Genomic DNA, 25915 nt, shown 5'->3' with positions numbered 1-25915 from the left:
TAATCACCCGCCCCCCACCGAGATCAACACATCCACCCCCACACTCTTCCCCTACACCCCGCTCTTCGTAACTCTTCGGCCGCCCCAGGGCATAAACGGGCCCGGGCCACTGCTCTCGCTGTGGCCCGGGCCCTTGATCGTGCGAATGGAAACGCGCGGGACCGCCGTCAGGCGGACTTGCGCGTGTCCCGCGGATGCACGGCGATGTTCATGGCGCCGGAGCGCAGGACGGCCAGCCTCTCGGCCAGCACCTCCTCCAGCTCCTCGCGGGTGCGCCGCTCCATGAGCATGTCCCAGTGCGTACGCGCGGGCTTGCCCTTCTTCTCTTCGGGACCATCGCCGTCCACGAGGAGTGCCACGGCGCCGCACGCCTTGCACTCCCACTCCGGCGGAATCTCCGCCTCTACCGAGAACGGCATCTCAAATCGATGGCCGTTCGGGCATGCGTACTCCACCGCCTGGCGCGGTGCCAGATCGATGCCGCGGTCGGTCTCGTAGCTGGTCACCACAAGTCGCGTGCCGCGGAGAGCTCGCTCACTCATGAATTCGTGCCTCCCGGGCTTGTCGCCCACAGGACAGGTGTCGCTGTCGTCGTCATCCGGTCAACGTCCGGTCGGCGGTGAAGATTCCCCGTTGAGGGACATGCGTCGCCCGTCGTGCCGCCCCTTGTTGTACCCACCAACGCCCGTTTTGTCACATCTGGCAATAGATGTCACCCTGTGCTGTTGCTACTTGAGCGCGCAGTAACGGTCCGTCCGGCGGGTCAGAGGCGTACACTACCGGCCCGCTGGTTTCGCGCCTAAACCGGGTCCGGTGCGTCCTGTGCGGACCTGGCCTGATCAGTGGCCTCCGGCGCGTCCGCCGAGCGTGCCACCGGTATCGTCGGCCGCCGCTCCGCGGGGGCGAAGAGGCGCAGGAAGAACTGGGCCAGGGGCCCGATGCACACCGCGAAGAGCACCGTGCCCACGCCCACCGACCCGCCCAGCGCGAAGCCGGTCGCCAGCACGGCCACCTCGATAAAGGTCCGTACCAGTCGCACCGACCACCCCGTCCTGCGATGGAGCCCCGTCATCAGCCCGTCGCGCGGGCCCGGGCCGAAGCGCGGTGCGATGTACAGCCCCGTGGCCACCCCGCACAGCACCACCGAGAACAGCAGCAGCGGAATCCGTATCCACAGCGAACCCGGGGTGGGCGTGATGCCGAGTGTGGCGTCCATCACCAGGCCGATCATCACCACATTGGAGATCGTGCCCAGCCCGGGGCGCTGCCGCAGCGGGATCCACAGCAGCAGCACCAGGGCGCCGATGGCGATCACCACCGTGCCGATCGACAGGCCCGTGTGCCGCGCCACGCCCTGGTTGAGCACGTCCCAGGGGGCCAGCCCCAGCCCGGCGCGCAGCTGCAACGCGCAGCTCACCCCGTACAGCACGAGCCCGACGTACAGCTGGACGAGACGACGGGCCAGCCCCGGACTCCGGGGCGCGGAAGTGTGCGCGGACAAGAGAATCCCCCCTGTGGTGGTGCGAGTGGCCTGAGGCATGACAGTCTGTGGACTGGATCGAACATTGATCCATGGCCAATCCCGGAAAGGTGGACTGCACGCGATGACCCAGTGGACCTCTTCGGTGGGGGCGCCGCAGCTGGCCCGCCTCCTCGGCTCACCCCACAACCGCGACACCGTCACGCCGCTCGGCGGCCGGCGCACCCCCGCCTACCGCTCCCTGGCCGACCGCATCCGGCTCCTCGTCCTGGAGGGCCGCGTCCCCGTGGCCGCCCGGCTGCCCGCCGAGCGCGAACTGGCCGCCGCCCTCTCCGTCAGCCGCACCACCGTCGCCGCCGCCTACGAGGCCCTGCGCGGCGAGGGCTTCCTGGAGTCCCGGCGCGGCGCCGGCAGCTGGACCGCCGTGCCCGCCGGGAACCCGCTGCCCACCAGAGCCCTGGACCCGCTGCCGCCCGAGGCCGCGGGCTCCGTGATCGACCTCGGCTGCGCCGCCCTCACCGCCCCCGAGCCCTGGCTCACCCGCGCCGTCCAGGGCGCCCTGGAGGAGCTGCCGCCCTACGCCCACACCCACGGCGACTACCCGGCCGGCCTGCCCGCCCTGCGCCAGGCCCTCGCCGACCGCTACACGGCCCGCGGCATCCCCACCATGCCCGAGCAGATCATGGTCACCACCGGCGCCATGGGAGCCGTCGCCGCCATCTGCCGGCTGATGGCCGGGCGCGGCGAGCGGGTCGCCGTCGAGTCCCCCTCGTACGCCAATGTCCTCCAGCTGATGCGCGAGGCCGGCGCCCGGCTCGTCCCCGTGGCGATGGCCGGCGGGCTCGCCGGCTGGGACCTGGCCGCCTGGCGCCAGGTCCTGCGTGACGCCGCGCCCCGCATGGCCTACGTCATCGCCGACTTCCACAACCCCACCGGCGCCCTCGCCCCCGAGGAGCAGCGCCGGGCGCTGGTGGAGGCGGCCCGGGCCGCCGGCACGCTGCTCGTCGCCGACGAGACCATGTCCGAGCTCGCCCTGGACCCCGGCATCGAACTTCCGCGGCCCGTCTGCGCCTTCGATCCCGCCGGAAACGCCGTCATCACCGTCGGCTCGGCCAGCAAGTCCTTCTGGGGAGGCCTGCGCATCGGCTGGGTGCGCGCCGCGCCCGAGGTGATCCGCAGCCTGATCGCCGCCCGCGCCTACGCCGACCTCGGCACGCCCGTCCTCGACCAGCTCGCCGTCACCTGGCTGCTCAACACCGGGGGCTGGGACGAGTCCATCGCCATACGGCGCGACCAGACGCGCGAGAACCGCGACGCGCTCGTCGCCGCTGTGCGACGCCACCTCCCCGACTGGGAGTTCACCGTCCCCCGGGGCGGCCTCACCCTGTGGGTGCGCACCGGCGGCCTCTCCGGCTCCCGGATCGCCGAGGCGGGCGAGCGCCTGGGGGTGCGGGTGCCGTCCGGTCCCCGCTTCGGCGTCGACGGAGCGTTCGAGGGCTATGTGCGGCTGCCGTTCACCGTGAACGGCGCCGTCGCGGAGGAGGCCGCCAGCCGCCTCGCCGAAGCCGCCCGCCTGGTCGCGAGCGGCGCGACGGCGGCGGTGGAGATGCCGCGCACGTACGTCGCCTGACGGGCCGGGGGCTCCGGCCCCGGCGCTACACCGCCTGGGCCGGCAGCAAGGCCAGCACCGCCCGCCGCTGCGCGTCGGACGTCTCCTCGTCGTAGGGATCCGGCGTCGCCGGCACCTGGAGCCGGTGGACCGGTCCCGTGCCCACCCGCGCGTAGCCGCGCCCCGGCGGCACGTGGTCGGCCGGGGTGGTGTGCGAGGGGGCGCCGAGCACGGCCGTCACCTGCTCCGGGGCGACCGCTCCCAGGACGGCCCGGGCCCGGGTGTGGGCGAGCACCGCCTCGGCGAGCCGCCCCACGCCCTCCAGCTGTTCCCCCACCGCGACGGTGACCTGCGCCGTCCGCCCGTGCCGCAGCGGCACCGCGAGCAGCTCCTGCGGATCGGGCCGCCCCTCCCGCGCGGCGAGATGGCTCAGCGCCCCGGGCCGGTCCACGACGATCCACAGCGGGCGCCGCACGTCGTCCGGCAGGGACCGCCCCTCCCGCCGGGCGCGTCCGGCGGCGAGCAGCCGTCGCTCGGTCTCGTGGGAGGCCCACTCCAGGACGGCGAGCGCGCCCGGCAGCGAGGTCTCGACGGCCAGCACCCCGTCCCGGCCCTCCAGACAGGCGTACTCGCCCGCGCCCCCGCCGTCCACGACCACCACGTCGCCGTGGAGCAGGGATTGCAGGACGACCGAGCGCAGCAGCGTCGTGACGCCGGCCGACGGCTGGCCGAGGGCCAGCAGGTGCGGCTCGGTGGAGCGCGGGCCGGTGCGCCAGACGACGGGCGGCGCGTCGTACGTCTCCTCGCCGGCGGTGACGGGCACGGTCCGCAGTACGGCGGACGGGTCGGTGAAGCCCAGCACGGTCTCGCCGGGCGCGGTCACGAAGCGCTGGGCCCAGACGTCGGTGGGCAGCACCGGCAGGACGCCCAGGCCGAGGCGGTTGGCGGCCTCGTCCCAGTCGAAGCGGTACTCCGGGCCCCGGCCCGCCTTGAGGTGCAGCAGTTGCTCGATCCTGCTCCGCGCGCCCTCCTCGCCGTCGGTGAAGTAGCCGGGGTAGCGCAGCCGGAGGGCGGTCAGCCGGCCCAGGCCGTCGAACGCGTACTCCTCGAACGCCCGTCTCCAGTCGCCGCCGTGCTCGTAGAGCGGCCGGGGGTCCTGCGGGGCGGAGAAGTAGGGCACGAGCGCCTCGTAGAGCGCCTGGAGCCGGTGGCTCTGCTCCTCGTCCGGCTCGGCCGCCGCCCCCCGCGCCCCGCCCCGGTCGCGCCCGGCCCAGGCGCCCGCAGCCAGCAGGGCCGCCGTGCCCAGCGTCGGCCCGTAGGGGACGAGCGCCACGATGGCCAGGCACGAGGCCACCAGGAGCAGGGTGGGACCGCGGCGTTCCCGTGGCATCCGCCCCCAGCCGTGGCGTCCGGTGGTGGCCAGCGACCGCAGCCCGCGGGCGACGACGAGCAGCGGGTGGAACATGTCCCGGGCGTTGTCGGCGAGGCCGCGCGCCAGCTCCCGGCCCGGGGAGGGCACGGCGGGTCCGGTCGGGATGCGGGGGAGTGAACGCCGGCCCACGTCGTTCTCCTAGAACTTGATGCCGCCCAGCAGGCTGGCCAGGCTCGCGCCGCCCGCCTTGATGCTCGGGGCGATGCCGGTTCCCGCGAGGTAGAAGCCGAACAGGGCGCAGACGAGGCCGTGCGACGGCTTGAGGTTGTCCTTGCGGAAGAACAGGAATACGACGACACCGAGCAGTACGACGCCCGAGATGGAGAGGATCATGGGAATCTCCTGGGAACTGGGGGCGGTCACCACAAGTTCCTCCAGCTTCACAGAAAGTATTTTTTAAGCAACTGGGGATACACCCGTACGGAGGATGACGAATTATGACCGAGCCGACACCCGTATCCGGCGAGCCCGCACACGACCCGGAGGTGCTCCAGCTCGCGGCCAAGGTCTTCGACCTGGCGCGGCACGGCGACACCGATACCCTGGCCGCATATGTGGACGCTGGGGTTCCGGTCAATCTCACCAATGACCGGGGCGACTCGCTGCTGATGCTCGCCGCCTATCACGGTCACATCGCGACGGTCACCGCCCTCCTGGAGCGCGGCGCCGACGCGGACCGTCCCAACGACCGGGGCCAGACCCCGCTGGCGGGCGCCGTCTTCAAGGGGGAGAGCGAGGTCGTCCGCCTTCTGGTCGCCCATGGCGCGGACCCGGCCGCCGGTATGCCCTCGGCCGTCGACACCGCGGCCATGTTCGCCCGCCAGGACATGCTGGACCTCCTCCAGGGCGGCTGACCGGCGCCGGCCGGGGGTGCCGCGCGGCGGTGTGACGGCCCCTCAGTACCCCCGGCCGGGGCGGTGGTTGGGGCGGCCGGCGGGGAGGAGTGGCCCGTACGACTCCTTCGCCGACGGCCAGGACCCCAAGACCTCCGACGCCCCCGCCCAGGTCTGGCCCGACAGCGTCTACCCGGACTTCTGCGTCAGGCGGGCCGACGACACCCCGAGCCCGGCTTCCACGACCGCGGCTGCTACCTCAGCTCCGAGGCCTTCGAGAAGGCCGAGCCCCGCGCCAACCGCCTCGCCCGGATGAAGCGCCTCTCCGGCGACGCCCGTCTCGTCCTCGGCTCCGAGTCCGCCGGCGACTGGGCCAACCAGGTCGTGGCCTTCGACCACGGCTCGGGCGCCCCGGTCCACGACGGGCTGTGGAAGGCCGAGAGGGACAAGGAGAAGTGGGGCGGCTGCACCCCCGCGAAGGCGCCGGGCGTCTTCTTCAAGCCCGCCGAACTCCCCGCCGACGTCGCCAAGGCCATGTACGACCCGGCCTACCGCGTCCCCCTCTACGAGGCCGCGCTCCACGACTCCGTCGTCAACACCGAGCGCTGGGAGATCCCGTACGACAAGCTGCCCGCGCAGAAGACGGACCGGGCGCTGCTCGCCATGCTCTACAACACGCCGCTCAACTTCGTCCTCGACGGGGACTCGCTGGACAAGCGCGGTACGGAACTGGCGGCGCTCCAGAAGCACTTCTCGCCGCTGCGCCAGGCCGTGGGAGCGGAGGCGATGACGGACTTCCGTATGCTCACGGACGACCGGACCGTCCAGCGGACCGTTTTCGGTGACGGCGTGCTCACCGTCACCGCCAACTTCGGTACGAAGGCGCACGACGGGCTGCCGGGGGGTTGTGCCGACGCGAAGCTGCGCGGCGACAAGCAGCCGCGCCGCCTCTGCCCGGCGGACGTCGACCGGTAGCCGGCCGGCGGGCGGACCACAGCGGTCACCGCGGCCGCGGGATCAGCTGAGGCGTCCCCTCCCGCCCCTCCGACCGTTCCGTGAGGACCTCGCGGTAGTGGTCGAGGAGCTGGTCGCCGATCGCGCTCCAGGTGCGGGTGAGGACCGCGGCCCGGCCCGCGCGGCCGTAGGCGTCGCGGGTGCCGCGGGCGGTCTCCAGGGTGAGGACCGCTTCGCGGAGGGCCTCGGGGTCGCGAGGGCGGACCAGCAGGCCCGTGCGGGCGTGGTCGATCAGGTCCAGGGGGCCGCCGACGGCGGGGGCGACGACCGGCACGCCGCTGGCCTGGGCCTCCTGGATGGTCTGGCAGAAGGTCTCCTGGGGGCCGGTGTGGACGAAGACGTCCAGCGAGGCGAAGACGCGGGCGAGTTCGTCGCCGGTGCGGGTGCCGAGGAAGCGCGCCCCGGGCAGCAGGGCGCGCAGCCGCGCCGCGTGCGGTCCGTCGCCCGCGATGACGACCCGTACGCCGGGCAGGGCGCAGACGGGGGCCAGTAACTCCACGTGCTTCTCGGGCGCGAGCCGCCCCACATAGCCGACGATCAGCTCGCCGCCGGGCGCGAGCGCGCGCCGCAGCTCCAGGTCGCGCCGGGCCGGGTGGAAGCGCTCGGAGTCCACCCCGCGCCGCCACAGCCGGACCCGGGGCACCCCGTGCGCCACCAGGTCGCGGACGGCCGCGGCGGAGGGCGCGAGGGTGCGGTCGGCCGCGCCGTGGATGGCGCGCAGCCGGTGCCAGGCGTAGGTCTCGCCCGCGCCGATGTACGTCCGGGCGTAACCGGCGAGGTCGGTCTGGTAGACGGCGACCGCCGGGAGCCCGAGGCGCCCGGCGGTGCGCACGGCGCGGGCGCCGAGGACGAACGGGCTGCCGAGATGGACGACGTCGGGCCGGTGGGCGCCGATCGCGGCGGCCAGCCGCCTGCCCGGCAGCGCGACGCGGATCTGCGCGTAGCCGGGCAGCGGGACGGACCGTACCCGTACGACCGGGCAGGGCCCGGCCGCGCCGGCCCCGGGCTCCGTGCCCCGGGGCCCTGCCGGGGCCACGACCAGTGGTTCGTGGCCGCGGAGCACGAGGTGCCGGGCGGTCTGCCAGGCGCAGTGCGCGACGCCGTTGACGTCGGGCGGAAACGATTCGGTGACGATGACGACACGCATACGGCTGTTGTCGGGGTTCCGCACGCCCGTCGGGCCACGTGGATCTTTCCGCCCGGGAAACGTCCCGTGAGCGTCAGGTCGGTCGTCAGTCCATGCCGCGGATGATGTGGGACTCGGCGGCCTCCGCTCCCTCCGGATCGTCCTCGGTGGGCGGGGGTGCCGCCTTGTCCGGGGCGTCGGTGCGGGCGCGGGCGCGCTCTTCGCGTCCTGCGGACTCTTCTTCCATGGTGGGTCGCCTCCCCCTGCCGTTCGGTTCTGACCCGTAAGCCTTCCCCCAACCCTCACTCGATACACCGGCCATTTGGGTGAATTAAAGGGTAATTGGGGTAAAATGGCGCCAGGTCCAGACCCACAGGGAAAGAAGGTGGCTGACGTGACCGTCCCTACGTCGCCCCGGATCGAAACCCACCCCGACATCCTGGCGCTCCGTGCCCATTCCGAGGAGACGACGGCGACCACCGCCGCCCAGGCCGTCGAGGCCCTCGCACTCCTCTGCGGCGTTTACCTGGCCGCCTCGCCATGGATTGTGGGATTCGGCTTCGCGACCAACCTGGCCATCAATAATCTGATCGTGGGCATCGCCTTCGCATGCCTGGTCGGAGGCTTTGGCTCCGCCTATGAACGCACCCACGCCATGAGCTGGGCCGCCGTCGGCCTGGCCCTCTGGACGATCGTCTCGCCCTGGGTCGTCGCCGGCCACGCCCTCGTCACGGCCTTCGCCACCCGCGCCGTCGTCAGCAATGTCGTCATCGGCGCCCTGTGCTGCCTGATCGCCCTCGCCTGCGCGCGCATGGGACTCGGCAAGGGCACTCTCGGCAGAGGCACTCCGGGAGGCCGCCGCTGACCCCCGCCCCCGGCACCCCGCCCTTCCCCCTCCCGCCGACGCCCCGCCGTCCGATGCCCCGGACGGCGGGGCGCTTCGGCTATTCGCTCTGCTGCGCGGGCCCCGTGGCGGCGGGCGCGGCCGACTCCGCGCCGGAGCGCACGCCCTCGCCGGGCTCCCCGGCCCCGCTCGCGCCGGTCTCGCCCGAGACGGCCTCACCCGTACCGGTCTCGCCCGAGACGGCCCACCCCGACGGCCCGTCGAGCGCCCGCCGCGCCCGCTTGCGCAGCTCGGTGTTCATGTCTCTGCGAATCCGTCGGATGATCTGATCCATATCTGGCATACGGGGGACGCTAGAACCCGCCCGACGGCAACAGCCCGCAGGTCAAGGCGTATTCACCCGCTCGGATGAATACTCAGGTGATCTTCCGGGGTCCTGGCTTCGGCGGGCGGGAAGTGGCAATGCTCCCCTCCCCCGATCGGCCCACGGATCCCAAGAGGTGCCAGGCGATGACGACCGTACGCGCAGCCACTCGTGAGCTGTTGCGGTCCCGCGGAGCGACGACGGTGTTCGGCAACCCGGGCTCCACCGAGCTCCCCTTCCTCCAGGACTTCCCCGAGGACTTCCGGTACGTGCTCGGCCTCCAGGAGGCCGTGGTCGTGGGGATGGCCGACGGCCACGCCCAGGCCACCGGGCGGACGGCCCTGGTCAATCTCCACACCGCGCCCGGGGTGGGCAACGCCATGGGGGCGATCGTCACGGCCGCCGCCAACCACACCCCGATGGTGGTGACGGCGGGGCAGCAGGTGCGGGCCATGATGACCATGGAGGCACTGCTCACCAACGTCGACGCCACCCTCCTGCCGCGCCCCGCCGTGAAATGGGCCTACGAGCCGCCGCGCGCCCAGGACGTGCCGGCCGCGCTCGCCCGGGCGTTCCACATCGCCGAGAGCGCCCCGCGCGGCCCGGTGTTCCTCTCGCTGCCGATGGACGACTTCGACGTGGAGCTCGACGCGGCCGAGGCCCGGGCCGCCCGGCACGCCACCGCCCGCCGGGTCGGCGGGGCCGCCCAGGCGGACCGCGCCGAGGTCGAGGCGCTCGCCCGCAAACTGATGACGGCGGTCAACCCCGTGCTGGTGACGGGCGGCGCGGTGGACACGGAGGGTGCCTGGGACGCGGCCGTGGCCCTCGCCGAGCGCCGCGGGCTGCCCGTGTGGGCCTCGCCGATCGAGGGACGCGTGGGCTTCCCGGAGACCCACCCGCTCTACCAGGGCGTCCTGCCCCCGGCCATCGGGCCGCTGGCGCAGACCCTCGCCGGGCACGACCTGGTCCTGGTCGTCGGCGCGCCCGTCTTCCGCTACTACCCGTACGTCCCCGGCCCGCTGCTCCCCGAGGGCACCGAGCTGACGCTGCTCACCAGCGACCCCGGCGAGGCCGCCCGGGCGCCCGTCGGCGACGCGCTCGTGGCGGGGCTGCGGCCCACCCTGGAGCTGCTGTGCGAGCTGGTCGACAAGCGCGCGCACGACGAGGCGGCGCACCGGGCCGACGACACCCCCGTCGAGGTCCCGGAGGCCGACGGGGAGCCGATGTCGGCGTCCATCGCGCTCGCCGCCATGGCCAGCGCGGCCCCCGCCGACACCGTGTGGGTCAATGAATCCCCCTCCAACATCCAGGCGTTCCGCGACCACGTCCGCATCGACCGGCCCGGCTCCTTCCTGATGACGACGGGCGGCGGCCTGGGCTTCGGCCTGTCGGCCGCCGTCGGGGCCCAGCTCGGCCGCCCCGACCGGCCGGTGGTGGCGCTGGTGGGCGACGGCTCCGCGCAGTACGCCATCACCGCGCTGTGGACGGCGGCCGCCTACCGGGTGCCCGTCACCTTCGTGGTCCCCGCCAACCGCGAGTACGCGATCCTCAAATGGTTCGGCCGCTTCGAGAACACCCCCGGCGTGCCCGGCCTGGACCTCCCCGGGCTCGACCTGTGCGCGCTGGCCCGGGGCTACGGGGTGCCCGCGCACCGCGCGACCGACCCCGCCCACCTCGCCGAGCTGGTCGGCGCCGCCACCGCCGGCCAGGACGGGCCCGTGCTCATCGAGGCCCCGGTGACCACCGTGCCGCCCGTCCTCTGACACCTCCCGCTTCCCGGTGCCGCGCACGGCGTCCGCCCGCGCGCGGCCGCTCCACCACGTCTTCCACCGGCCCCCCACCGCATGGAGCTGAAACATGTCCGTTTCCGTAGCAAGCCCCCCGGAGAGCACCTCGCTGCTCACGGCCCTCGGCGCGGGACTGCCCCCCGACGCGCTGCTCACCGGGGACGCCGAACGCGCCCTCCACAGCCGTGACGCGGCCCCCTTCGGCGTGGCGGGACGGCCGGCCGTGGTCGTGCTCCCCGAGACGGTGGAGCAGGTGCGGCACGTGGTGCGCACGGCCCGCGCGCTCGGCGTCCCGGTGGTGCCGCAGGGCGCGCGGACGGGGCTGGCGGGCGCCGCGAACGCCGTGGACGGCTGTGTGGTGCTCTCCCTGGTCCGGATGGACCGTGTGCTGGAGATCGACACCGCCAACCGGCTGGTGCGCTGCGAACCCGGCGTGGTCACCGCCGACCTGGCGGCGGCCGTCGCCCGGCACGGGCTGTGCTACCCGCCGGACCCCGCCTCCTGGGAGACCTGCACGATCGGCGGGAACATCGCCACGGGCGCGGGCGGGCTGTGCTGTGTGAAGTACGGGGTGACCGCCGACTACGTCCTGGGGCTGACGGTCGTCCTGGCCGACGGGGAGATCCTGCGGACCGGGCGGCGCACCGTCAAGGGCGTCGCCGGCTACGACCTGACCCGGCTGTTCGTCGGCTCCGAGGGCACGCTCGGCGTCATCGTCGAGGCGACGCTCGCGCTGCGCCCGCCCCGGCCGCCGGAGCTGGCGCTGCTGGCCCGCTTCGGGTCCGCCGCCGACGCGGGCGAGGCCGTCGCCGCGATCGTCCGCGCGGGCCATACACCGTCCGCGCTGGAGCTGATGGACCGTACGACGACCGCCGCGGTCGCGGCGCTGGGCCACCCGCTGCTGGCGGACGACGCCGGGCGGGACGCGGCCACGCTGATCGTGGCCTCCGACGCGCCCGACGCTCCGGAGCGTCTCGCGGAGATGGCCGGGCTGTGCCGGGAGGCCAAGGCGCTGTCCGTGACGGTCGCCGCCGACGCGGCGGAGACCCGGGGAGTGCTGGACGCCCGCCGCATGGTGATGCCCGCGCTCACGGCCCGCGCCCGGGAGGTGGCGGGCGAGGCGGCGGCGTTCATCGAGGACGTCGCCGTGCCCCGCGACCGGCTGGCCGCCCTCGTCGACCGGATCGAGGAGATCGCCGAGGAATACCGGCTGTACATCGCCACGGCCGGGCACGCGGGCGACGGCAATCTCCACCCGGCCGTCGTCTTCGACCGCTCCGATCCCGACGCGGTGCGCAGGGCCGAGGAGGCCTACGACGCCATCATGGCCGCCGGGCTGGAGCTGGGCGGCACCATCACCGGCGAGCACGGCGTGGGCATCCTCAAGCGCGACTGGCTGGAGCGCGAACTGCCCGCCCGCAACCTGCGGTTGCAGCAGGACATCAAGCGGCTGCTGGACCCCGAGGGGCTCCTCAACCCGGGGAAGGTGCTGGCATGACCTGGACGAGCGAGACCTCCGGTACCACGACCGTCCGGGACGAGGCGGGCACCGCTCTGCCGGTCGCCTCCCGGAGCGAGAACCTGCGGCTGACGCTGGCCTACTTCCTGCCCAACTACCTCAAGGGCGTCTTCCGGCCCCGGCCGCGCGTGGCCCGGCTCGTGGCCCGGCTGGACCCCGGCCGGCACGGCGCGGAGCTGATGCGCGCCCTGCGCAGCCGGCACGGGAAGGGACCGGTCGTGGTGCGCGGCACCTCGGGCCCCACCCTGCTGGTGCTGGACGCCGGGGACGCCCGGCAGGTGCTGGCCGGGCCCGTGGAGATCTACGCGGTGGACACCTGGGAGAAGGTGAGCGGCTTCGCCGCCGTGCAGCCCGAGGCCCTGATCGCCTCGCACGGCCGGCAGCGCACGGCACGGCGCGCCTTCAACGACGCGGTGCTGGACGCGGGCTGCCCGGCGCACCGGCTCGCCGGGCACTTCCTGCGGGTGGTGGGCGAGGAGGCGCGGGAACTGCTGGGCCCGGAGGCGGAGGCCGGGCTGCCGGCCGGCCGGGTGCGCGAGAGTCTCGACCGGGTGGGGCGGCGCTGCTTCCTGGGCGACGCGGCCGCCGACGACCTGGAGTTCTCCCGGCTGCTGGACGAACTGCTGGCCGAGGCCAACTGGATGGGCGCCCGGCGCTGGCGGACGGCACGCACCCGCCGGGTGCGGCGCCGGATGATGCAGCGGCAGGCCCGCTATCTGTGCGACGCCGACCCGCGCAGCCTCGGCGGGCTGTTCCGGACCTCGCCCCGGGGCCCGGAGACGGCTCCCGAGGGACAGGTCGCCCACTGGTTCATGGCACTGGCCGTGGTGCACGCGGCGGTGGTGCAGACGCTGGCCCTGCTCGCCACCCACCCGGCGCACTACCGGAAGGCCGCCGAGGAGGTACGGGACGCGGACCGGGCGCACGGCGCCCACACGGCGCCCGGGTTCCTGGCGATGCCCTATCTGCGGGCCTGTGTGCAGGAGGCCGCGCGGCTGTGGCCGCCGGTGGCGAACCTGATGCGACGCACCACCGCCGAGACCCGCTGGCGGTCGGCTGTGGCCCCGGGCGGCGTCAGTGTGCTGGTGCCCGCCACGTTCCACGCGCGGGACGCGGAGCGCATCGACTACGCGCACCGGTTCGCGCCGGAGAAGTGGCTGGACGGCACGGCCGAACGGGACTGGGCGATCAGCCCCTTCAGCCGGGGCGAGGCGCGGTGCAGCGGCATGGAGCTGGGGCTCCTGCTGGCCACCGGGTTCGTCGCCGAGTTCCTGCGCGGCGGGGAACTGGCGGTGGCCGGGGTGCGGCTGGGGCCCAAGCGGCCCCTGCCGTACGCCTTCGACGCGACGCGGCTGCGCATCGGCTACCGCGCCTACCGGACGCCGGAGGGGTCATGACGGCGGGCACCGCCCTCGCCGTGCCCGGGCGGCCGTCCGAGGAGGACCTGGCGGCCCTCGCCGCGGTGGCCCGGACCCTGGGCGAGGTGGCGGGCGAGATCCGCGCGGCGGGCCGGGCCCTGACGGCCGTGGCCACCGACCCGGCACTGGCCGGCTCGCTGACCCGCTCCCCGCGCACCGGACTGCGGGCCCTCACGGCCCTGGCCCGTTCGCTGACCGCTCCCGCCGGACTGGGCTACGCCCCGGACGGCGGCGGGCTGGGCCGGGCCGCGTGGCTCGGCGGGGTGCTCACCGGCCGGGAGAGCCTGGCCGTCGCCGTGGCGGTGGCCTCGCTGAAGCTGCGGATCCGGCTGTGCGCGGTGCGGCACCCGGAGTTCGGGCCGGAGGGGCCGGTGCGGCGGCTGCTGGACGCGATCGAGGCGGGGCGGCAGACGAGGGCCCTGCGGGTGCTGCGGGAGCACGTCCGCGAGGAGGGCGCCGAGCGGGCGCTGGCCCGGCTGGCGCCGTCGCTGACCGAGGTGATGGCGTGGAACGCGCTGATGGACGAGAACCCGTTCAACGACGCGGCCGCCTGGCACATCGTCACCGGCACGCGCGCCGACGGCGATCCGCTGCTGGGCACGTCCATCGGCGCCTGGGCCCGCTGGGACCGGGGCCCGGGCCGGGCCGAGGTGGTGGCGGACGAGGGCCTGGCGGCCCGGCTGGACCACGGCGGGAGCGTCAGCGCGCACGTGCGCAACATCGCCGCCCTGGGCACCGACGGCCGGATGCTGGTGACCCGGGTGGCCGGGCCGGACGGCGAGATTCGCCATGTGGTGCTGCTGCCCGGGATGGCCTTCGGCCGGCCCCGCAACTCCACCCCGCAGGACCTGGTCGGGGCGGTCACCGCCGTGGGCCGCAACGACACCCCGTACACCCGTGCCGTCCGCAAGGCCCTGGACCGGACGGTGCCGGAGGGGGCGTCGGTGGCGCTGATCGGGCACAGCCTGGGCGGCATCACGGCCATGAACCTGGCCGAGCTGCCCGACGTCAACGACCGCTGGCGGATCACGCACGTCGTCGCCGTTGGCTCGCCGATCGACTTCAAACGCCCGTACGACCCGCGCACGAAGGTGGTCAGCCTCGTCAACGAGCACGACGTGGTGCCCAACCTGGAGGGCCGCAGCCCCGTGTCGGTCTTCCCGGTGCCCGCCGGCTGGCTGGAGATCACCTGGGTGGACCGGGCGCACGACTTCCCGCAGTGCCACAACGCCGCGGTGTACGCGCAGAGCCTCGACGAGGTGGTGCCGGACGCCCGCGACCGGGTGGACGCCCTGCTGGGCGAGTACCGGGGCCGGGTGGAGGAGACCGTCGTCCTCCGGCTCCACGACCGCTGAACCGACCCCTGGAGAGTGACGGATGACCCCGGTACCGCGGCCCCGCCGCGAATGGCACTCCCTGCCCTTCCCGCTGGCCCTGCTGGAGATCAGGCGGCAGCGGGAGCTGCTGCGCGCCCACAACCTGCACGACACCTACGGCGCCGGCGGCGAGCGCCCCCGCCGGCCCACCCCGCGGCTGCTGCCCCACCGCAGCTACGACGGCTCCGGCTACGACCCGGACGACGCCGACATGGGCCGGGCGGGCACCCGTTTCGACCGGAACTGCGCGCTTCCGGGGACCTTCCCGGAGGCGGAGGACGACGGGCTGTTCGCCCCCGGCCCCCGCGAGGTGAGCCGGCGGCTGCTGGCCCGCGACGGGGGCTTCCGCCCGGCCCCGACGCTCAACCTGCTGGCGGCGGCCTGGATCCAGTTCCAGAACCACGGCTGGTTCAGCCACGGCGACAACACCACCGACCGGCCCCTGGACGTGCCGCTCGGCGAGGGCGACGACTGGCCGCAGTGCCCCATGCTCGTCCGCCGCACCCGCCCCGACCCCGTCGCCCACACCGGCTCCGGGCGGCCGCCGACGTACGAGAACACGGTCACCCACTGGTGGGACGGCTCGCAGATCTACGGCTCCAGCGAGGAGCGGTGCCGGGAGCTGAGGACGGGCGAGGGTGGCAGACTTACCGTCGTCGACGGCAGGCTGCCGGACGAGAGCGCGCCCGGGCTCTCCGGCATCGACGCCACGGGCTTCATCGACAACTACTGGGTGGGGCTGTCGCTGCTGCACACGCTCTTCGCCAAGGAGCACAACGCGATCTGCGACCGGATCGCCGCCGCCCATCCGACCTGGGACGACGAACGGCTCTTCCAGACGGCCCGGTTGGTCAACGCCGCCGTGATGGCGAAGATCCACACGGTGGAGTGGACCCCGGCGGCCATCGACCAGCCGGTGACCCGGGCGGCGATGCACCTCAACTGGTACGGCGTGCTGCCCGCCCGGATCCGCCGGCGGGTGCGCCGCCGGGGCGGGGGCGAGGCGCTCTTCGGCATCCTCGGATCCCCCACCGCGCACCACAGCGCCCCGTACTCGATGACGGAGGAGTTCGTCACCTCCTACCGGCTGCACCCGCTGATCCGCGACGAGTACGAGATCCGCTCGCACCGCACGGGTGAGATCGTCGAGCGCTGCGGCTTCGAGCCGCTCCAGGCACTGGCCACCCGCAAGACCGTGGACGAATGGGGCCTCACCGACCTGTTCTACTCCTTCGGCACCATGCACCCCGGCGCCATCACCCTCCACAACCACCCCGACTGTCTGCGGGACCTGCTGAGGATCTCCGGCGAGCGCGTGGACCTTGGCACGGTCGACGTGCTGCGCGACCGCGAGCGCGGCGTCCCCCGCTACACCGCCTTCCGCGCGGCCCTCCACCGCCCCCCGGTGCGCGACTTCGAGGAACTCACCGGCGGGGACCGGGCGCTGGCCGCCGAGCTGCGGGAGGTCTACGACGGGCGGCTGGACCGGGTCGACACGATGGTGGGCATGTACGCCGAACCCCGGCCGCGCGGCTTCGCGTTCAGCGACACGGCGTTCCGGGTGTTCGTGCTGATGGCGTCCCGGCGGCTGAAGAGCGACCGCTTCTTCACCGTCGACTACCGGCCGGAGGTCTATACGCGGGAGGGCCTGGAGTGGGTGGACCGGACGGGCATGCGGGACGTCCTGCTGCGCCACCACCCGGAGCTGGCGCCCGCTCTGGAGGGCGCGCGCAATGTCTTCGCCCCCTGGCCGGGTGCGCGGTGAGCGCCCCGGACGCCGGGGGCGGGGCGCCCTGGTCGGGGCGGGTGCGGGCCCAGGCGGGCCGGCTGCGCGAGCAGGCCGGGCGGCTGCGGGCGGGGGCGGAGGCCGTGGCGCTGCCCGGCACGGAGGGCACGGCCCTGCGGCGGAACCTCCTCGCCCACGCGGGCCGGGCGGAGACCGCCGCCCGGTCCCTGGAGCGCGCGGCCGACGCGCTCCTCGGCCACGAGGCCGTGCTCGCCGCCCTCGCCCGCACCCGGCGCGAGGGCGGAGGCGCGCGGAACACCGGCCGGTGAGAGAGGACCCCGGGCCGGGGGAGTGCGGGATCCCCCCGGCCCGGAGCGCGTCAGCGGCCGACGGCCGCGGGCTGCCGGCCGGTGCTCGCCAGGGCCTCGGCCGTGGCGTACCAGCGCTCGTCGCGCAGCTCCGCCAGACCGTGATCGGCGAGCCCGGCGACGTGCTTGAGGATGGTGCGCGCCTGATAGCCCACCGCGAGGCACAGTTCGTCGACGGAGGCGCCCTCGGCGCCGCGGGCGAGCAGCCCGTCCCAGGTGCGTGCCTCATGACGGCCGAGCGCGGGGACCTCCTTGGACCGCGCTTTCGCACGCGCCTCCACGCGCCCCTCCACACGCGGCTCGTGGCGCTGCTCCGCCCGGTGCTCCGGCCTCGGCTCGGGCCGGGCCGCGCCGTGGCGGGAGGGGCCCACCGGGCGCGGCGTGCGGTTGACCCTGCGGTGTCGGCGGCCCTTCTGGCGCTTGCTCATCGCTGAACCACTGCTCCGTCCTGCGTCGTCGATCCTGCGGTGCCGGTGCGTCAACCCGCCGCGACACCGCCCGGTTACGACCCTTCCACTAAGTGTGCGCGACATCACGCACCGTGACTCCGGATGGCGGTGCACGAGTTGCGTCCCGTCGGCTATGTGAGGCTTGGGGCGTGCGCATCTTGATAGTCGAGGACGAGACGGGTCTCGCGGACACCCTCCGGCGAGGGCTGGCCGCCGAGGGACACTGGGCGGACGTCGTCCACGACGGCCACCGGGGCCTGGAGGCCGCCCTGGCCGGCCCGTACGACGTGATCATCCTGGATGTGATGCTGCCGGGCCTCGACGGCTACGAGGTCTGCGGTCGGCTGCGCCGGCTGGGCGTGTGGACGCCGGTGCTGATGCTGACGGCGAGGGACGGCGAGTACGACGAGGCGGAGGGGCTCGACGCGGGCGCCGACGACTACCTCACCAAGCCGTTCTCCTTCGTGGTGCTGCTCGCCCGGCTGCGGGCACTGGGCCGCCGCCGCGGCGCGGCCGGCAGCCCAGTGCTGCGGGCCGGGGACCTGGAGCTGGACACGGCCGGGCGGCGCTGCCGCCGGGGCGGCCGGGAGATCGAGCTGACCGCCCGCGAGCTGGCCGTGCTGCGCTGCCTGATGGCCGCCGAGGGAGGGACGGTGGCCAAGCGGGACATCCTCGACGAGGTGTGGGACTCACCCGGCGGGACGGACCCCAACATCGTCGAGGTCTACGTCTCCTCCCTCCGCAGGAAGATCGACGCGCCCTTCGGCCGCCGGTCCATCCTCACCGTGCACGGCACCGGCTACCGCATGGCGCCCGACGGTGGCTGACCCGACGGTGGCTGAGACGCGCCTTCCCCGCCGTCTTCCCCGCCCCTTCCCCCGCACCGTCCGGGGCCGCTGCGCGGCGGCGGCCGCGCTGGCGATGGCGCTGCTGCTCGCGGCGGGCGGGGCCTGGCTCTACACGGTCCTGCGCGCCAACCTGCTGGACAACGTGAGCGGCCGCACCGAGCTGGCCGCCCGCGAGGTGGCGGCCCGGGCGGACGCCGGTCCGCTGCCCGCGCTGCTGCCCGCGCCCCGGGACGGCGTCGACGTCGTGCTCGTCCTCGACCCGCACGGCACGGTGATCGCCACGACCCGCCCCTCGGCCGAGCCCCTGGCCCGCCGGGTCGCCCCGCTGCGACCCGCCCCGGGCGCCGACACCGCCGGAGCCGTGAGCCGGGCCATGGGCGGCCAGCGCGGCGACCTGGTGGTCGTCCGCGCCACACCGCCGGGCGCGCAGGAGCGCTACGTCTACGCGCTGACCGTCCTCAGCGACGTCGACGACGCCACCCACACCATCGCCATGGGACTGCTCGCCGCCGCGCCCCTGCTCATCGCGCTGGCCGCCGGCCTCGGCTGGGCGGTCACCGGGCTGGCGCTGCGCCCGGTGACCCGGATCCGTACCGAGCTGGCGGCGGTGACCGCCAGCGAGCTGGACCGCCGGGTGCCGGAGCCGCCGGCGGACGACGAGGTGGCCCGGCTGGCCCTGACCGTCAACGCCACCCTGGACCGGCTGGAGCAGGCGGTCGGCAGACAGCGGCAGTTCGTCGCCGACGCCTCCCACGAGCTGCGCAACCCCGTGGCCGCCGTGCGCTCCCAGCTGGAGGTCGCGCTGAGCGCGCCCGGCGGGCCGACGCCGGAGTCGGTACGGGCGGCCCTGGCCGACACCGTGCGGCTCCAGCGCGTCGCGGCGGACCTGCTGCTGCTCGCCCGGTTCGACGCGCGCGTCCCCTCGGGCGCGACGGAGCCCGTCGACCTGGCGCTGCTGGCCGCCGAGGAGGCCGCCCGCCGCCCCGCGCCCCGGGTGCCGGTCACGGTGGACGCCCCCGTGCCCGTACCGCTGCGCGGCCGGGCGGCCCAGTTGGAGCGGCTGCTGGCCAACCTGGTGGACAACGCCCTGCGGCACGCCGCCTCACGGGTCACCGTGCGGGCGTACGTCATGGAGGCGGAGGCTGCGGCGGAGGCGGGAACGGGCCGGTGCGCGGTGCTGGAGGTCGTCGACGACGGGCCCGGGATCCCGCCGGAGCAGCGGGAGCGGGTCTTCGAGCGGTTCGTGCGGCTGGACGCGGCGCGCGACCGGGAGAGCGGCGGCAGCGGGCTGGGGCTGGCCATCGCCCGGGAGATCGCGCGGGCGCACGGCGGTGATCTGGCGGCGGGCGCGAGGGCGGGCGGCGGGGCGCTCCTGGCGGCGCGCTTCCCGCTGCCGGAGGGGACGGGCGAACCGGTCGGGAAGCGCCGCTTCCGGGGCTTCTGATTCCGGAGCTTCTGAACGAGCCTTCAGGAACCTCAGATTTCTTTCAGCACCCGCCGATCACCATGGCCGGTGTGACCGTGGAAACCGTACGAGCCACCGCGTACCGGCGCCGGCGCGGGGAGGCGCTGCTGCTCGGCCTCACCGTCCTCATCAGCTGTTTCGGCTATGTGTACACCGGCCTGGCGACCACGGGGAGCGTGCCCGGCGGGCTCCCGGGGTTCGCGGGGAGCATGATCTGCCTGGCGCTGGTGCCGCATCTGGCGGTGCGCCGCTGGGCCCCGTACGCCGATCCCCTGATCCTGCCGCTGGCGGTGCTGCTCTCCGCGTTCGGGCTGGTGCTGCTGTACCGGCTGGACCCGGCCTACCGTGCGCGGTACCACGCCGAGCCCACCGCCTCCGGCCAGCTGATGTGGACGGTGATCGGGGTGGGTTTGTGCGTGGCCGTGCTGGCGCTGCTGCGCGACCACCGCCGGCTCCAGCGCTACATCTATCTGACGATGGCCGTGGCGCTGGTGCTGCTGATGGCGCCCGCGTTCTTCCCCGGGGACACCTACGGCGCCAAGCGGTGGATCTTCATCGGGCCGCTGTCCTTCCAGCCCGGCGAGTTCGTCAAGACCATGATCGCGGTGTTCTTCGCGGGCTATCTGGTCACCCACCGCGACGCGCTCGCCCTGACCGGCCGCCGGTTCCTGGGCGTACGGCTGCCGCCCGGCCGGCAACTGGGGCCGATCGTGACGGTGTGGGTGCTGAGCCTGATGGTGCTGGTCCTGGAACGGGACCTGGGCACCTCGCTGATCTTCTTCGGGCTGTTCGTGGTGATGCTCTACGCGGCCACCGAGCGGACCAGCTGGGTGGTGTGCGGCCTGCTGATGGCCGTCGTGGGGGCGGGCGTCGTCGGCTCGCTGGAGCCGCACGTCAAGAGCCGGGTCGATGCCTGGCTGCACCCCTTCGGGGCGTTCGAGCCGGGCAGCACGTTCTCCCCGCAGGCCGCCCAGGCGCTGTTCGGCTTCGGCAGCGGCGGCGTCACGGGCGCGGGGCTGGGCCGGGGCCACCCGGAGCTGATCGGCTTCGCCGGCCGCAGCGACTTCATCCTCACGACCGTCGGGGAGGATCTGGGGCTGGCCGGCACGATGGTCGTCCTCGTCCTCTACGCGCTGCTGGCGCAGCGGGGTCTGAGCACGGCGCTGCGTTCGGCCGACCCGTTCGGCAAGCTGCTGGCGATGGGCCTGGCGGCGGCGCTGGCGCTTCAGGTCTTCGTGGTGGCGGGCGGAGTGATGGGCCTGATCCCGCTGACCGGCAAGGCGCTGCCGTTCCTGGCGAAGAGCGGTTCGTCGCTGGTGGCGAACTGGCTGATGGTGGCGTTGCTGATCAGAGTCAGCGACAACACGGGGAGACAGGGCGAACCGGACTCCTGACCTGCGCCGCCCCGGCCGCCGCGCCCGCGTGTGCGCGGTGCCGTCCGGCAAGAGGGTCACCCGCGCCGCGGGACGAAGCGGATCGGGGTGCCCGGTGGGGACTGGGCCGCGCCCGGGAGGGACGGCTCGGGGACGACGCCGACGACCGGGTAGCCCCCCGTCGTGGGGTGGTCCGCGAGGAAGACGACCGGCCGCCCGTCCGGCGGCACCTGGACCGCCCCCAGGACCAGCCCCTCACTCGGCAGTTCACCGCCCCGGATCCGCGGCAACCCCGGCCCGTCCACCCGCAGCCCGATCCGGTTGCTCGCGGACGACACCCGGAAACCGTCTCCCCCCAGCACCCCCGCCGCCTCCGGCGCGAACCAGTCCGCCCGAGGCCCGAGAACGACCGGCAGGACGAGCTCACCGAGCGGAAACGCCTCGCACGGCACGGCGTCCACGCCTGCCGGCGGCCCGCAGGGCGCCCCCAGCGGCAGCCGGGCGCCGTCGGAGAACGGCTCCGCACCCAGCCCCGACAGCAGGTCCCGCGACCGGCTGCCCAGCACCGGCGGCACCGCGACCCCGCCCGCGAAGGCCACGTACGACCGCAGCCCCGCCGTGGCGGCGCCCACCTCCAGGACCGCCCCCGCCGGCACCCGCACCGGCGCGCCCCACGCCACCGGCCGCCCACCGGCCCGTACCGCGCACGGCGCGCCCGTCACGGCCACGGTCACGGCCGCGTCGACCCGTACGACGCAGCCGTCGACGGTCGTCTCCAGCGTGGCGTGGTCCACCGGGTTGCCGACCAGGCGGTTGGCGAGCCGGTGGGCGGGCTCGTCGAGGGCGCCGGAGCGGGGCACGCCGAGGTGGGCGTGGCCGGGGCGGCCCAGGTCCTGGACGGTCGTGAGCGCCCCGGCTCGAACGACGGTGAGAGCGTTCACGTCGGTCATCCGCGCTCCTCGAAGCGGACCCGCGTCCCCGGCGCGAGCAGCGCCGCCGGCTCCCGCTCCGGGTCCCACAGCACCGCGTCCGTCCGTCCGATGAGTTGCCAGCCGCCGGGGGAGGAGCGCGGGTAGACGCCGGTGTACGGGCCGGCCAGCCCGACCGCGCCGACGGGTACGGAGGTGCGCGGCGTGTCCCGGCGCGGTACGTGCAAACGCTCCGGAAGCCCGGTGAGATAGCCGAATCCCGGCGCGAATCCACAGAAGGCGACGCGGAATTCGATGCCGGAATGAACGCGCGCCACCTTGTTCTCGGCAACCCCCCACAGCGCGGCGACCTCCGCGAGGTCGGCCCCGTCGTAGCGGACGGGCAACACGACGAGCGGCGCGTCGGCGGCGGCCACGGGCGGCACGTCCCAGCGGGGCAGTTCGGCGGCGAGGCCGTGCGGGTCGGCGAGCCCGTCCAGCAGCACGGTCCGGGCGGCCGGCACGATCTCGCGCACGGGCGGCAGGGCGCCCGCCTCGCGGCGCCGCAGCAGTTCGGCGTGGAGGGCCTGGGCCTCCTCGGCGGTGGCGACCTCCACGAGCAGAGCGTGCCGGCCGACGGGCAGGACGCGCCGCGCGCCGCCGTCGAGCGGTACGCCCGGGGAGCCGCCGGCGGCGCTCACGCGAACGCCTCCACCGCGACCCCCGCCGCCGAGAGCGCCTCGCGCACCCGCCGGGCCAGCAGCGCAGCCCCCGGGGTGTCGCCATGGACGCACAGCGAACGCGCCCGGACGGCGACGTCCTCACCGGTGAGCGCGGAGACCTCCGCGTCACGGGCGATACGGACGGACCGGGCGACGACCGTGTCCGGGTCGAGGACCACGGCCCCCGGGTCCCGGCGCGGTACGAGCGTGCCGAGCGCGGTGTACGCGCGGTCGGCGAACGCCTCGGCGACGACCGGCAGTCCGGCGCGCTCCGCCGCCTCGTGCAGCCGCGACCCGGGCAGGCCCAGGACGGGCAGCGCCCCGCCCGCGCGCAGCACCCCGCTCACGACGGCCTCGGCCTGCTCGGCGTCGGTGACCACACGGTTGTAGAGCGCGCCATGGGGCTTCACATAGGTCACATCCGTCCCGGCGGCCCGGGCGAAGACGCGCAGCGCGCCGATCTGATAGGTGATCTCGTCGGCGAGCTCGTCCGGGGGCACGTCCATGGCGCGCCGCCCGAAGCCCGCGAGGTCGCGGTAGGAGACCTGGGCCCCCACGCGCACCCCGCGTTCGGCGGCGCGCTCGCACACCCACCGCATGGTGGAGGGGTCGCCGGCGTGGAAGCCGCAGGCCACGTTGGCGCTGGTGACGACCGACAGCAGGGCGTCGTCGTCGGTCAGGCGCCAGCGGCCGAAGCCCTCGCCGAGGTCGGCGTTGAGGTCCATCGGCGTCACCATCGGCGTCATCGGTCGGTCTCCCTCATCGCGTCGAGGACGATCGCCCGGGCGTCGTCCAGATAGGTGGTCAGCTCCGCCTCGGCGCGCTCGTGCGCGCCTTCCGTCAGCAGCCGGGCGATCGCGCGGTTGCGTGCGACGAACGGTTCGTGGAAGCGGCGGGGCGAGGGCATCTCGTGGAAGGCGAGTCGCAGTTCGGCCAGCAGACGGTCCATCGCCGTGTCGACGCGCTCGCTGCCGGCGAGCGCGGCGAGGGCCCGGTGGAAGCGCAGGTCCGCCGTGCCGACCCGGCGCCAGTCGCCGTCGACGGCGGCCCGCTCGGCCTCGGCCACGGCGGCCGTGACGGCCGAGAGCGCGGTGGGCGGGGCGCCGGGGGCCGCCCGTATGCCCGCGGTCTCCAGGGCCGCCCGCATCCGGTAGATGTCGGCGACGTCGGCGGGCTCCAGGACCCGGACGAACACCCCGCGGTTGAGGAGGTGGGCGACGAGGTTCTCGTGGACGAGCAGCCGGAAGGCCTCGCGCAGCGTGTTGCGCGACACCCCGAGCTCCCGCCCCAGGGCCTCCTCCGACAGCCGGGTGCCGGGCGGCAGTTCCCCGCCCTCGATCCGGTCACGCAGCGCCGCGGCGACGCGCTGGGCGCCGGAAGCGGTGGTTCGGGCCATGGGTTCGCTCATTCGTCCAGCGTCACCTATTGAGGATTGTTGAACAATATCTTAGCGTCCTCCGCAGTCGCCTCACCTGATCGAGTGAGGTCCGAGAATGCGGAAGGCCCACGCATGCTCGTACTCCTGGGTGTCCTCGTGGTCGTGGCGGGCTTCGCCACGAGGCGCAACCCCCTGCTGGTGGTCGGCGCGGCCGGCATCGTCACCGGCCTGCTGGGCGGGCTGTCCCCGCAGCGGATCCTCGCCGACTTCGGCACCGGCTTCGCCTCCAGCCGCGCGGTCACCGTCTTCGCCATCACCCTCCCCGTCATCGGCCTGCTGGAGCGCCACGGCCTCCGGGAACAGGCCCAGCATCTGATCGGCCGCTTCGCCGGGCTCACCGCCGGACGTTTCCTCGCCCTCTACCTCCTGCTGCGGCAGCTCACGGCGGCCCTCGGGCTCAACGGAGTGTTCGGGCAGGCCCAGACCGTGCGCCCGCTCGCCGCGCCCATGGCGGAGGGCGCGGCCGAGCGCGGCCACGGGCCGCTGTCCGGCCGGGCCCGGGAGAAGGTGCGCTCGTTCGCCGCCAGCGCGGACAACGTCGGGCTCTTCTTCGGCGAGGACGTCTTCCTCGCCGTCGGCTCGATCCTGCTGATCACCGGATTCGTCAACACCACCTACCACACGCGCCTGGAGCCGCTGGACCTCGCGCTGTGGGCCGTGCCCACCGCGCTGTGCGCACTCGCCGTCCACGGCTGGCGGCTGCTGCGCCTGGACCGCGCCCTCGCGCACCCGCCGATACGCCACAGGGAACCGGAGGACGCGGCCAAGTGATCAAGGCGGAGTGGTTCTACTGGCTCGTCGGCGGCGTCCTCCTGGCGATGTCCGCCCAGATGCTCGCCGACCGCACCAACCCCCGGCGCCTGGGCACCGCCGCCTTCTGGGGCCTGCTGGGCGCGGGCTTCTGCTACGGCACGTGGGTGGCCGACGGGAGCGCCCCGCCCGAACCGCTGGGCGCCGCCGTCCTCGTCATGGCCTGCCTGGCCGGCTTCGGTCTCACCGGCCGCGGTACGCCCCGCACCGCCGGCCCGGAGCGGCGGGCGGCCGGCGCCCGCCGGCACGGCAACGCGCTCTTCGTGCCCGCCCTCACCATCCCCGCCGTCGCCCTGGTGTGCGCGGTCGGGCTGAAGCGGGTGTCCCTCGGCGGGGAGCCGGTCCTCCAGAAGGGCAGCGAGACCGTCCTGGGGCTGGGCATAGGTGCCGTCGTCGCGCTCGCCCTCGGCATGGTGATGCTGCGCGAACGGCGGCCGTCCGTACCGCTGCACGCGGGACGCTCGATGCTGGAGTCCATGGGCTGGGCCATGCTGCTGCCGCAGCTGCTCGCCACGCTCGGCGCCATCTTCGCCGACGCGGGCGTCGGCAAGCAGGTCGGCCGTCTCACCGCGGCCGTGCTGCCGGAGGGTTCGGTGTACCTCGCGGTCGTCGTCTACTGCTGCGGCATGTTCCTCTTCACCGTCCTCATGGGCAACGGCTTCGCCGCCTTCCCCGTGATGACCGCCGCCGTCGGCTGGCCCGTCCTCGTGGAGCAGGCGCACGGCAACCCCGCCGCCGTCCTCGCGGTCGGCATGCTCGCGGGCTTCTGCGGCGCGCTGGTGACGCCCATGGCGGCGAACTACAACCTGGTCCCGGCGGCCCTGCTGGAGCTGACGGACCAGTACGGGCCCATCAAGGCACAGCTGCCCACGGCGTTCGTCCTGCTCGGCTGCAATATAGGCATCATGTCCGTTTTCGCGGTGTGACGGGCGACCGGAGGGGCGCCGTCCGGCCGGGCGGGGCCCGGCCCTAGACTGGTGGGCCCCCGGCCCGGCCGAGCCCGTGC

General features: G+C 74.6%; 26 protein-coding genes and 1 pseudogene. 15 read left to right on the top strand and 12 right to left on the bottom strand.

All coding sequences use genetic code 11. From position 1 onward, the window contains the following. Window positions 1-167: 167 nt before the first annotated feature. Both AB0E98_RS31930 and AB0E98_RS31925 read right to left on the bottom strand, forming a co-directional pair. Complete coding sequence (locus tag AB0E98_RS31930; RefSeq protein WP_004948858.1) at window positions 168-542, bottom strand: RNA polymerase-binding protein RbpA; 375 nt, start codon at window positions 540-542, stop codon at window positions 168-170. Between the two features lie 257 nt (window positions 543-799). Further along, window positions 800-1540 (bottom strand): hypothetical protein, encoded by a 741-nt coding sequence (locus AB0E98_RS31925; protein ID WP_361709534.1) that lies wholly within the window; start codon window positions 1538-1540, stop codon window positions 800-802. Window positions 1541-1604: 64 nt separating this feature from the next. On the opposite strand from AB0E98_RS31925, the gene AB0E98_RS31920 reads away from it, so the two are divergent. Beyond that, complete coding sequence (locus AB0E98_RS31920; protein WP_361709531.1) at window positions 1605-3110, top strand: PLP-dependent aminotransferase family protein; 1506 nt, start codon at window positions 1605-1607, stop codon at window positions 3108-3110. Window positions 3111-3135: 25 nt separating this feature from the next. On the opposite strand, the gene AB0E98_RS31915 is transcribed toward AB0E98_RS31920, so the two are convergent. Then, complete coding sequence (locus tag AB0E98_RS31915; RefSeq protein ID WP_361709529.1) at window positions 3136-4650, bottom strand: hypothetical protein; 1515 nt, start codon at window positions 4648-4650, stop codon at window positions 3136-3138. A 9-nt stretch (window positions 4651-4659) separates the two neighbouring features. Then, window positions 4660-4854 carry a hypothetical protein gene (locus tag AB0E98_RS31910; protein ID WP_126913219.1) on the bottom strand — a complete coding sequence of 65 codons (195 nt, stop codon included), beginning with the start codon at window positions 4852-4854 and terminating at the stop codon, window positions 4660-4662. A gap of 104 nt (window positions 4855-4958) precedes the next feature. On the opposite strand from AB0E98_RS31910, the gene AB0E98_RS31905 reads away from it, so the two are divergent. Together AB0E98_RS31905 and AB0E98_RS31900 are read left to right on the top strand one after the other, a co-directional pair. Then, window positions 4959-5375 (top strand): ankyrin repeat domain-containing protein, encoded by a 417-nt coding sequence (locus AB0E98_RS31905; protein ID WP_361709526.1) that lies wholly within the window; start codon window positions 4959-4961, stop codon window positions 5373-5375. 91 nt (window positions 5376-5466) lie between these two features. Then, window positions 5467-6329, top strand: a pseudogene (locus tag AB0E98_RS31900) (glycoside hydrolase); the annotation flags it as partial. A 25-nt stretch (window positions 6330-6354) separates the two neighbouring features. Here the strand turns inward: AB0E98_RS31900 and AB0E98_RS31895 are convergent. Both AB0E98_RS31895 and AB0E98_RS31890 read right to left on the bottom strand, forming a co-directional pair. Beyond that, window positions 6355-7515, bottom strand: a complete 1161-nt coding sequence (locus AB0E98_RS31895; RefSeq protein WP_361709523.1) for a glycosyltransferase family 1 protein — start codon at window positions 7513-7515, stop codon at window positions 6355-6357. 85 nt (window positions 7516-7600) lie between these two features. Further along, complete coding sequence (locus AB0E98_RS31890) at window positions 7601-7741, bottom strand: hypothetical protein (protein WP_361709521.1); 141 nt, start codon at window positions 7739-7741, stop codon at window positions 7601-7603. Between the two features lie 147 nt (window positions 7742-7888). Between AB0E98_RS31890 and AB0E98_RS31885 the strand changes: the two genes are divergently transcribed. After that, window positions 7889-8359, top strand: a complete 471-nt coding sequence (locus tag AB0E98_RS31885; RefSeq protein WP_361709518.1) for an SPW repeat protein — start codon at window positions 7889-7891, stop codon at window positions 8357-8359. Between the two features lie 79 nt (window positions 8360-8438). Here the strand turns inward: AB0E98_RS31885 and AB0E98_RS31880 are convergent, their stop codons facing one another. Then, complete coding sequence (locus AB0E98_RS31880) at window positions 8439-8639, bottom strand: hypothetical protein (protein WP_361709516.1); 201 nt, start codon at window positions 8637-8639, stop codon at window positions 8439-8441. A gap of 209 nt (window positions 8640-8848) precedes the next feature. Between AB0E98_RS31880 and mdlC the strand changes: the two genes are divergently transcribed. The 6 genes from mdlC (at window position 8849) to AB0E98_RS31850 (ending at window position 16857) form a co-directional block, all read left to right on the top strand. Next, a complete protein-coding gene (mdlC, locus tag AB0E98_RS31875) occupies window positions 8849-10465 on the top strand; it encodes a benzoylformate decarboxylase (protein WP_361709513.1) in 1617 nt (538 codons plus the stop codon). 94 nt (window positions 10466-10559) lie between these two features. Beyond that, entirely contained in the window at window positions 10560-11987 is a 1428-nt protein-coding gene (locus tag AB0E98_RS31870; RefSeq protein WP_361709510.1) for an FAD-linked oxidase C-terminal domain-containing protein, read from the top strand. Then, the gene (locus AB0E98_RS31865) at window positions 11984-13405 is read left to right on the top strand and encodes a cytochrome P450 (protein WP_361709507.1); all 1422 of its coding nucleotides are present in this window, start codon (window positions 11984-11986) and stop codon (window positions 13403-13405) included. The genes AB0E98_RS31870 and AB0E98_RS31865 overlap by 4 nt, the downstream gene beginning before the upstream one ends. Further along, window positions 13402-14781 carry a hypothetical protein gene (locus AB0E98_RS31860; protein ID WP_361709504.1) on the top strand — a complete coding sequence of 460 codons (1380 nt, stop codon included), beginning with the start codon at window positions 13402-13404 and terminating at the stop codon, window positions 14779-14781. The genes AB0E98_RS31865 and AB0E98_RS31860 overlap by 4 nt, the downstream gene beginning before the upstream one ends. A 22-nt stretch (window positions 14782-14803) precedes the next feature. After that, the gene (locus tag AB0E98_RS31855) at window positions 14804-16567 is read left to right on the top strand and encodes a peroxidase family protein (RefSeq protein WP_361709501.1); all 1764 of its coding nucleotides are present in this window, start codon (window positions 14804-14806) and stop codon (window positions 16565-16567) included. After that, window positions 16564-16857 (top strand): hypothetical protein, encoded by a 294-nt coding sequence (locus tag AB0E98_RS31850; protein ID WP_361709498.1) that lies wholly within the window; start codon window positions 16564-16566, stop codon window positions 16855-16857. The genes AB0E98_RS31855 and AB0E98_RS31850 overlap by 4 nt, the downstream gene beginning before the upstream one ends. A gap of 50 nt (window positions 16858-16907) precedes the next feature. On the opposite strand, the gene AB0E98_RS31845 is transcribed toward AB0E98_RS31850, so the two are convergent. Further along, window positions 16908-17324, bottom strand: a complete 417-nt coding sequence (locus tag AB0E98_RS31845; protein WP_361709495.1) for a hypothetical protein — start codon at window positions 17322-17324, stop codon at window positions 16908-16910. Between the two features lie 170 nt (window positions 17325-17494). Between AB0E98_RS31845 and AB0E98_RS31840 the strand changes: the two genes are divergently transcribed. The 3 genes from AB0E98_RS31840 to AB0E98_RS31830 all read left to right on the top strand — a co-directional run bounded on the left by AB0E98_RS31840 (window position 17495) and on the right by AB0E98_RS31830 (window position 21052). Continuing rightward, window positions 17495-18172, top strand: coding sequence for a response regulator transcription factor (locus AB0E98_RS31840; protein ID WP_361709492.1), 678 nt, complete (start codon window positions 17495-17497; stop codon window positions 18170-18172). Between the two features lie 7 nt (window positions 18173-18179). Continuing rightward, window positions 18180-19637 carry a HAMP domain-containing sensor histidine kinase gene (locus AB0E98_RS31835; RefSeq protein ID WP_361709489.1) on the top strand — a complete coding sequence of 486 codons (1458 nt, stop codon included), beginning with the start codon at window positions 18180-18182 and terminating at the stop codon, window positions 19635-19637. A gap of 62 nt (window positions 19638-19699) precedes the next feature. Next, window positions 19700-21052 (top strand): FtsW/RodA/SpoVE family cell cycle protein, encoded by a 1353-nt coding sequence (locus tag AB0E98_RS31830; protein ID WP_361709486.1) that lies wholly within the window; start codon window positions 19700-19702, stop codon window positions 21050-21052. A gap of 56 nt (window positions 21053-21108) precedes the next feature. Here AB0E98_RS31830 and AB0E98_RS31825 read toward each other — a convergent pair whose 3' ends face one another. Genes AB0E98_RS31825 through AB0E98_RS31810 form a run of 4 tightly spaced genes read right to left on the bottom strand, consistent with a single transcriptional unit; the run spans window position 21109 to window position 24057 of the window. After that, a complete protein-coding gene (locus AB0E98_RS31825) occupies window positions 21109-21981 on the bottom strand; it encodes a biotin-dependent carboxyltransferase family protein (RefSeq protein WP_361709483.1) in 873 nt (290 codons plus the stop codon). Next, window positions 21978-22640: an allophanate hydrolase subunit 1 gene (locus AB0E98_RS31820; RefSeq protein WP_361709480.1), complete on the bottom strand. Its 663-nt coding sequence runs from the start codon at window positions 22638-22640 to the stop codon at window positions 21978-21980. The genes AB0E98_RS31825 and AB0E98_RS31820 overlap by 4 nt, the downstream gene beginning before the upstream one ends. Then, window positions 22637-23407 (bottom strand): 5-oxoprolinase subunit PxpA, encoded by a 771-nt coding sequence (locus AB0E98_RS31815; protein ID WP_361709477.1) that lies wholly within the window; start codon window positions 23405-23407, stop codon window positions 22637-22639. Before AB0E98_RS31815 ends, AB0E98_RS31820 begins: the two co-directional genes overlap by 4 nt. Further along, window positions 23404-24057 (bottom strand): GntR family transcriptional regulator, encoded by a 654-nt coding sequence (locus tag AB0E98_RS31810; protein ID WP_361709474.1) that lies wholly within the window; start codon window positions 24055-24057, stop codon window positions 23404-23406. Before AB0E98_RS31810 ends, AB0E98_RS31815 begins: the two co-directional genes overlap by 4 nt. Before the next feature lie 114 nt (window positions 24058-24171). Here AB0E98_RS31810 and AB0E98_RS31805 point away from each other — a divergent pair, with 114 nt between their 5' ends. After that, the gene (locus tag AB0E98_RS31805) at window positions 24172-24870 is read left to right on the top strand and encodes a DUF969 domain-containing protein (RefSeq protein ID WP_361709472.1); all 699 of its coding nucleotides are present in this window, start codon (window positions 24172-24174) and stop codon (window positions 24868-24870) included. Next, window positions 24867-25835: a DUF979 domain-containing protein gene (locus tag AB0E98_RS31800; RefSeq protein WP_361709470.1), complete on the top strand. Its 969-nt coding sequence runs from the start codon at window positions 24867-24869 to the stop codon at window positions 25833-25835. The genes AB0E98_RS31805 and AB0E98_RS31800 overlap by 4 nt, the downstream gene beginning before the upstream one ends. Window positions 25836-25915 lie beyond the last annotated feature (80 nt).

It is taken from the genome of Streptomyces sp. NPDC037389, from assembly GCF_040636475.1.
Taxonomy (GTDB): domain Bacteria; phylum Actinomycetota; class Actinomycetes; order Streptomycetales; family Streptomycetaceae; genus Streptomyces; species Streptomyces hesseae.
Note: the sequence above shows the minus strand (reverse complement) of the source record. Positions and strands in the feature narration are given on the sequence as shown.

Coding starts and splice junctions, on each gene's coding strand:
- AB0E98_RS31930 (WP_004948858.1), bottom strand. CDS start 542: ATGAGTGAGCGAGCTCTCCGCGGCACGCGACTTGTGGTGACCAGCTAC.
- AB0E98_RS31925 (WP_361709534.1), bottom strand. CDS start 1,540: ATGCCTCAGGCCACTCGCACCACCACAGGGGGGATTCTCTTGTCCGCG.
- AB0E98_RS31920 (WP_361709531.1), top strand. CDS start 1,605: ATGACCCAGTGGACCTCTTCGGTGGGGGCGCCGCAGCTGGCCCGCCTC.
- AB0E98_RS31910 (WP_126913219.1), bottom strand. CDS start 4,854: ATGATCCTCTCCATCTCGGGCGTCGTACTGCTCGGTGTCGTCGTATTC.
- AB0E98_RS31905 (WP_361709526.1), top strand. CDS start 4,959: ATGACCGAGCCGACACCCGTATCCGGCGAGCCCGCACACGACCCGGAG.
- AB0E98_RS31895 (WP_361709523.1), bottom strand. CDS start 7,515: ATGCGTGTCGTCATCGTCACCGAATCGTTTCCGCCCGACGTCAACGGC.
- AB0E98_RS31890 (WP_361709521.1), bottom strand. CDS start 7,741: ATGGAAGAAGAGTCCGCAGGACGCGAAGAGCGCGCCCGCGCCCGCACC.
- AB0E98_RS31880 (WP_361709516.1), bottom strand. CDS start 8,639: ATGAACACCGAGCTGCGCAAGCGGGCGCGGCGGGCGCTCGACGGGCCG.
- mdlC (WP_361709513.1), top strand. CDS start 8,849: ATGACGACCGTACGCGCAGCCACTCGTGAGCTGTTGCGGTCCCGCGGA.
- AB0E98_RS31870 (WP_361709510.1), top strand. CDS start 10,560: ATGTCCGTTTCCGTAGCAAGCCCCCCGGAGAGCACCTCGCTGCTCACG.
- AB0E98_RS31865 (WP_361709507.1), top strand. CDS start 11,984: ATGACCTGGACGAGCGAGACCTCCGGTACCACGACCGTCCGGGACGAG.
- AB0E98_RS31860 (WP_361709504.1), top strand. CDS start 13,402: ATGACGGCGGGCACCGCCCTCGCCGTGCCCGGGCGGCCGTCCGAGGAG.
- AB0E98_RS31855 (WP_361709501.1), top strand. CDS start 14,804: ATGACCCCGGTACCGCGGCCCCGCCGCGAATGGCACTCCCTGCCCTTC.
- AB0E98_RS31845 (WP_361709495.1), bottom strand. CDS start 17,324: ATGAGCAAGCGCCAGAAGGGCCGCCGACACCGCAGGGTCAACCGCACG.
- AB0E98_RS31830 (WP_361709486.1), top strand. CDS start 19,700: ATGGCCGGTGTGACCGTGGAAACCGTACGAGCCACCGCGTACCGGCGC.
- AB0E98_RS31825 (WP_361709483.1), bottom strand. CDS start 21,981: ATGACCGACGTGAACGCTCTCACCGTCGTTCGAGCCGGGGCGCTCACG.
- AB0E98_RS31815 (WP_361709477.1), bottom strand. CDS start 23,407: ATGACGCCGATGGTGACGCCGATGGACCTCAACGCCGACCTCGGCGAG.
- AB0E98_RS31810 (WP_361709474.1), bottom strand. CDS start 24,057: ATGGCCCGAACCACCGCTTCCGGCGCCCAGCGCGTCGCCGCGGCGCTG.
- AB0E98_RS31805 (WP_361709472.1), top strand. CDS start 24,172: ATGCTCGTACTCCTGGGTGTCCTCGTGGTCGTGGCGGGCTTCGCCACG.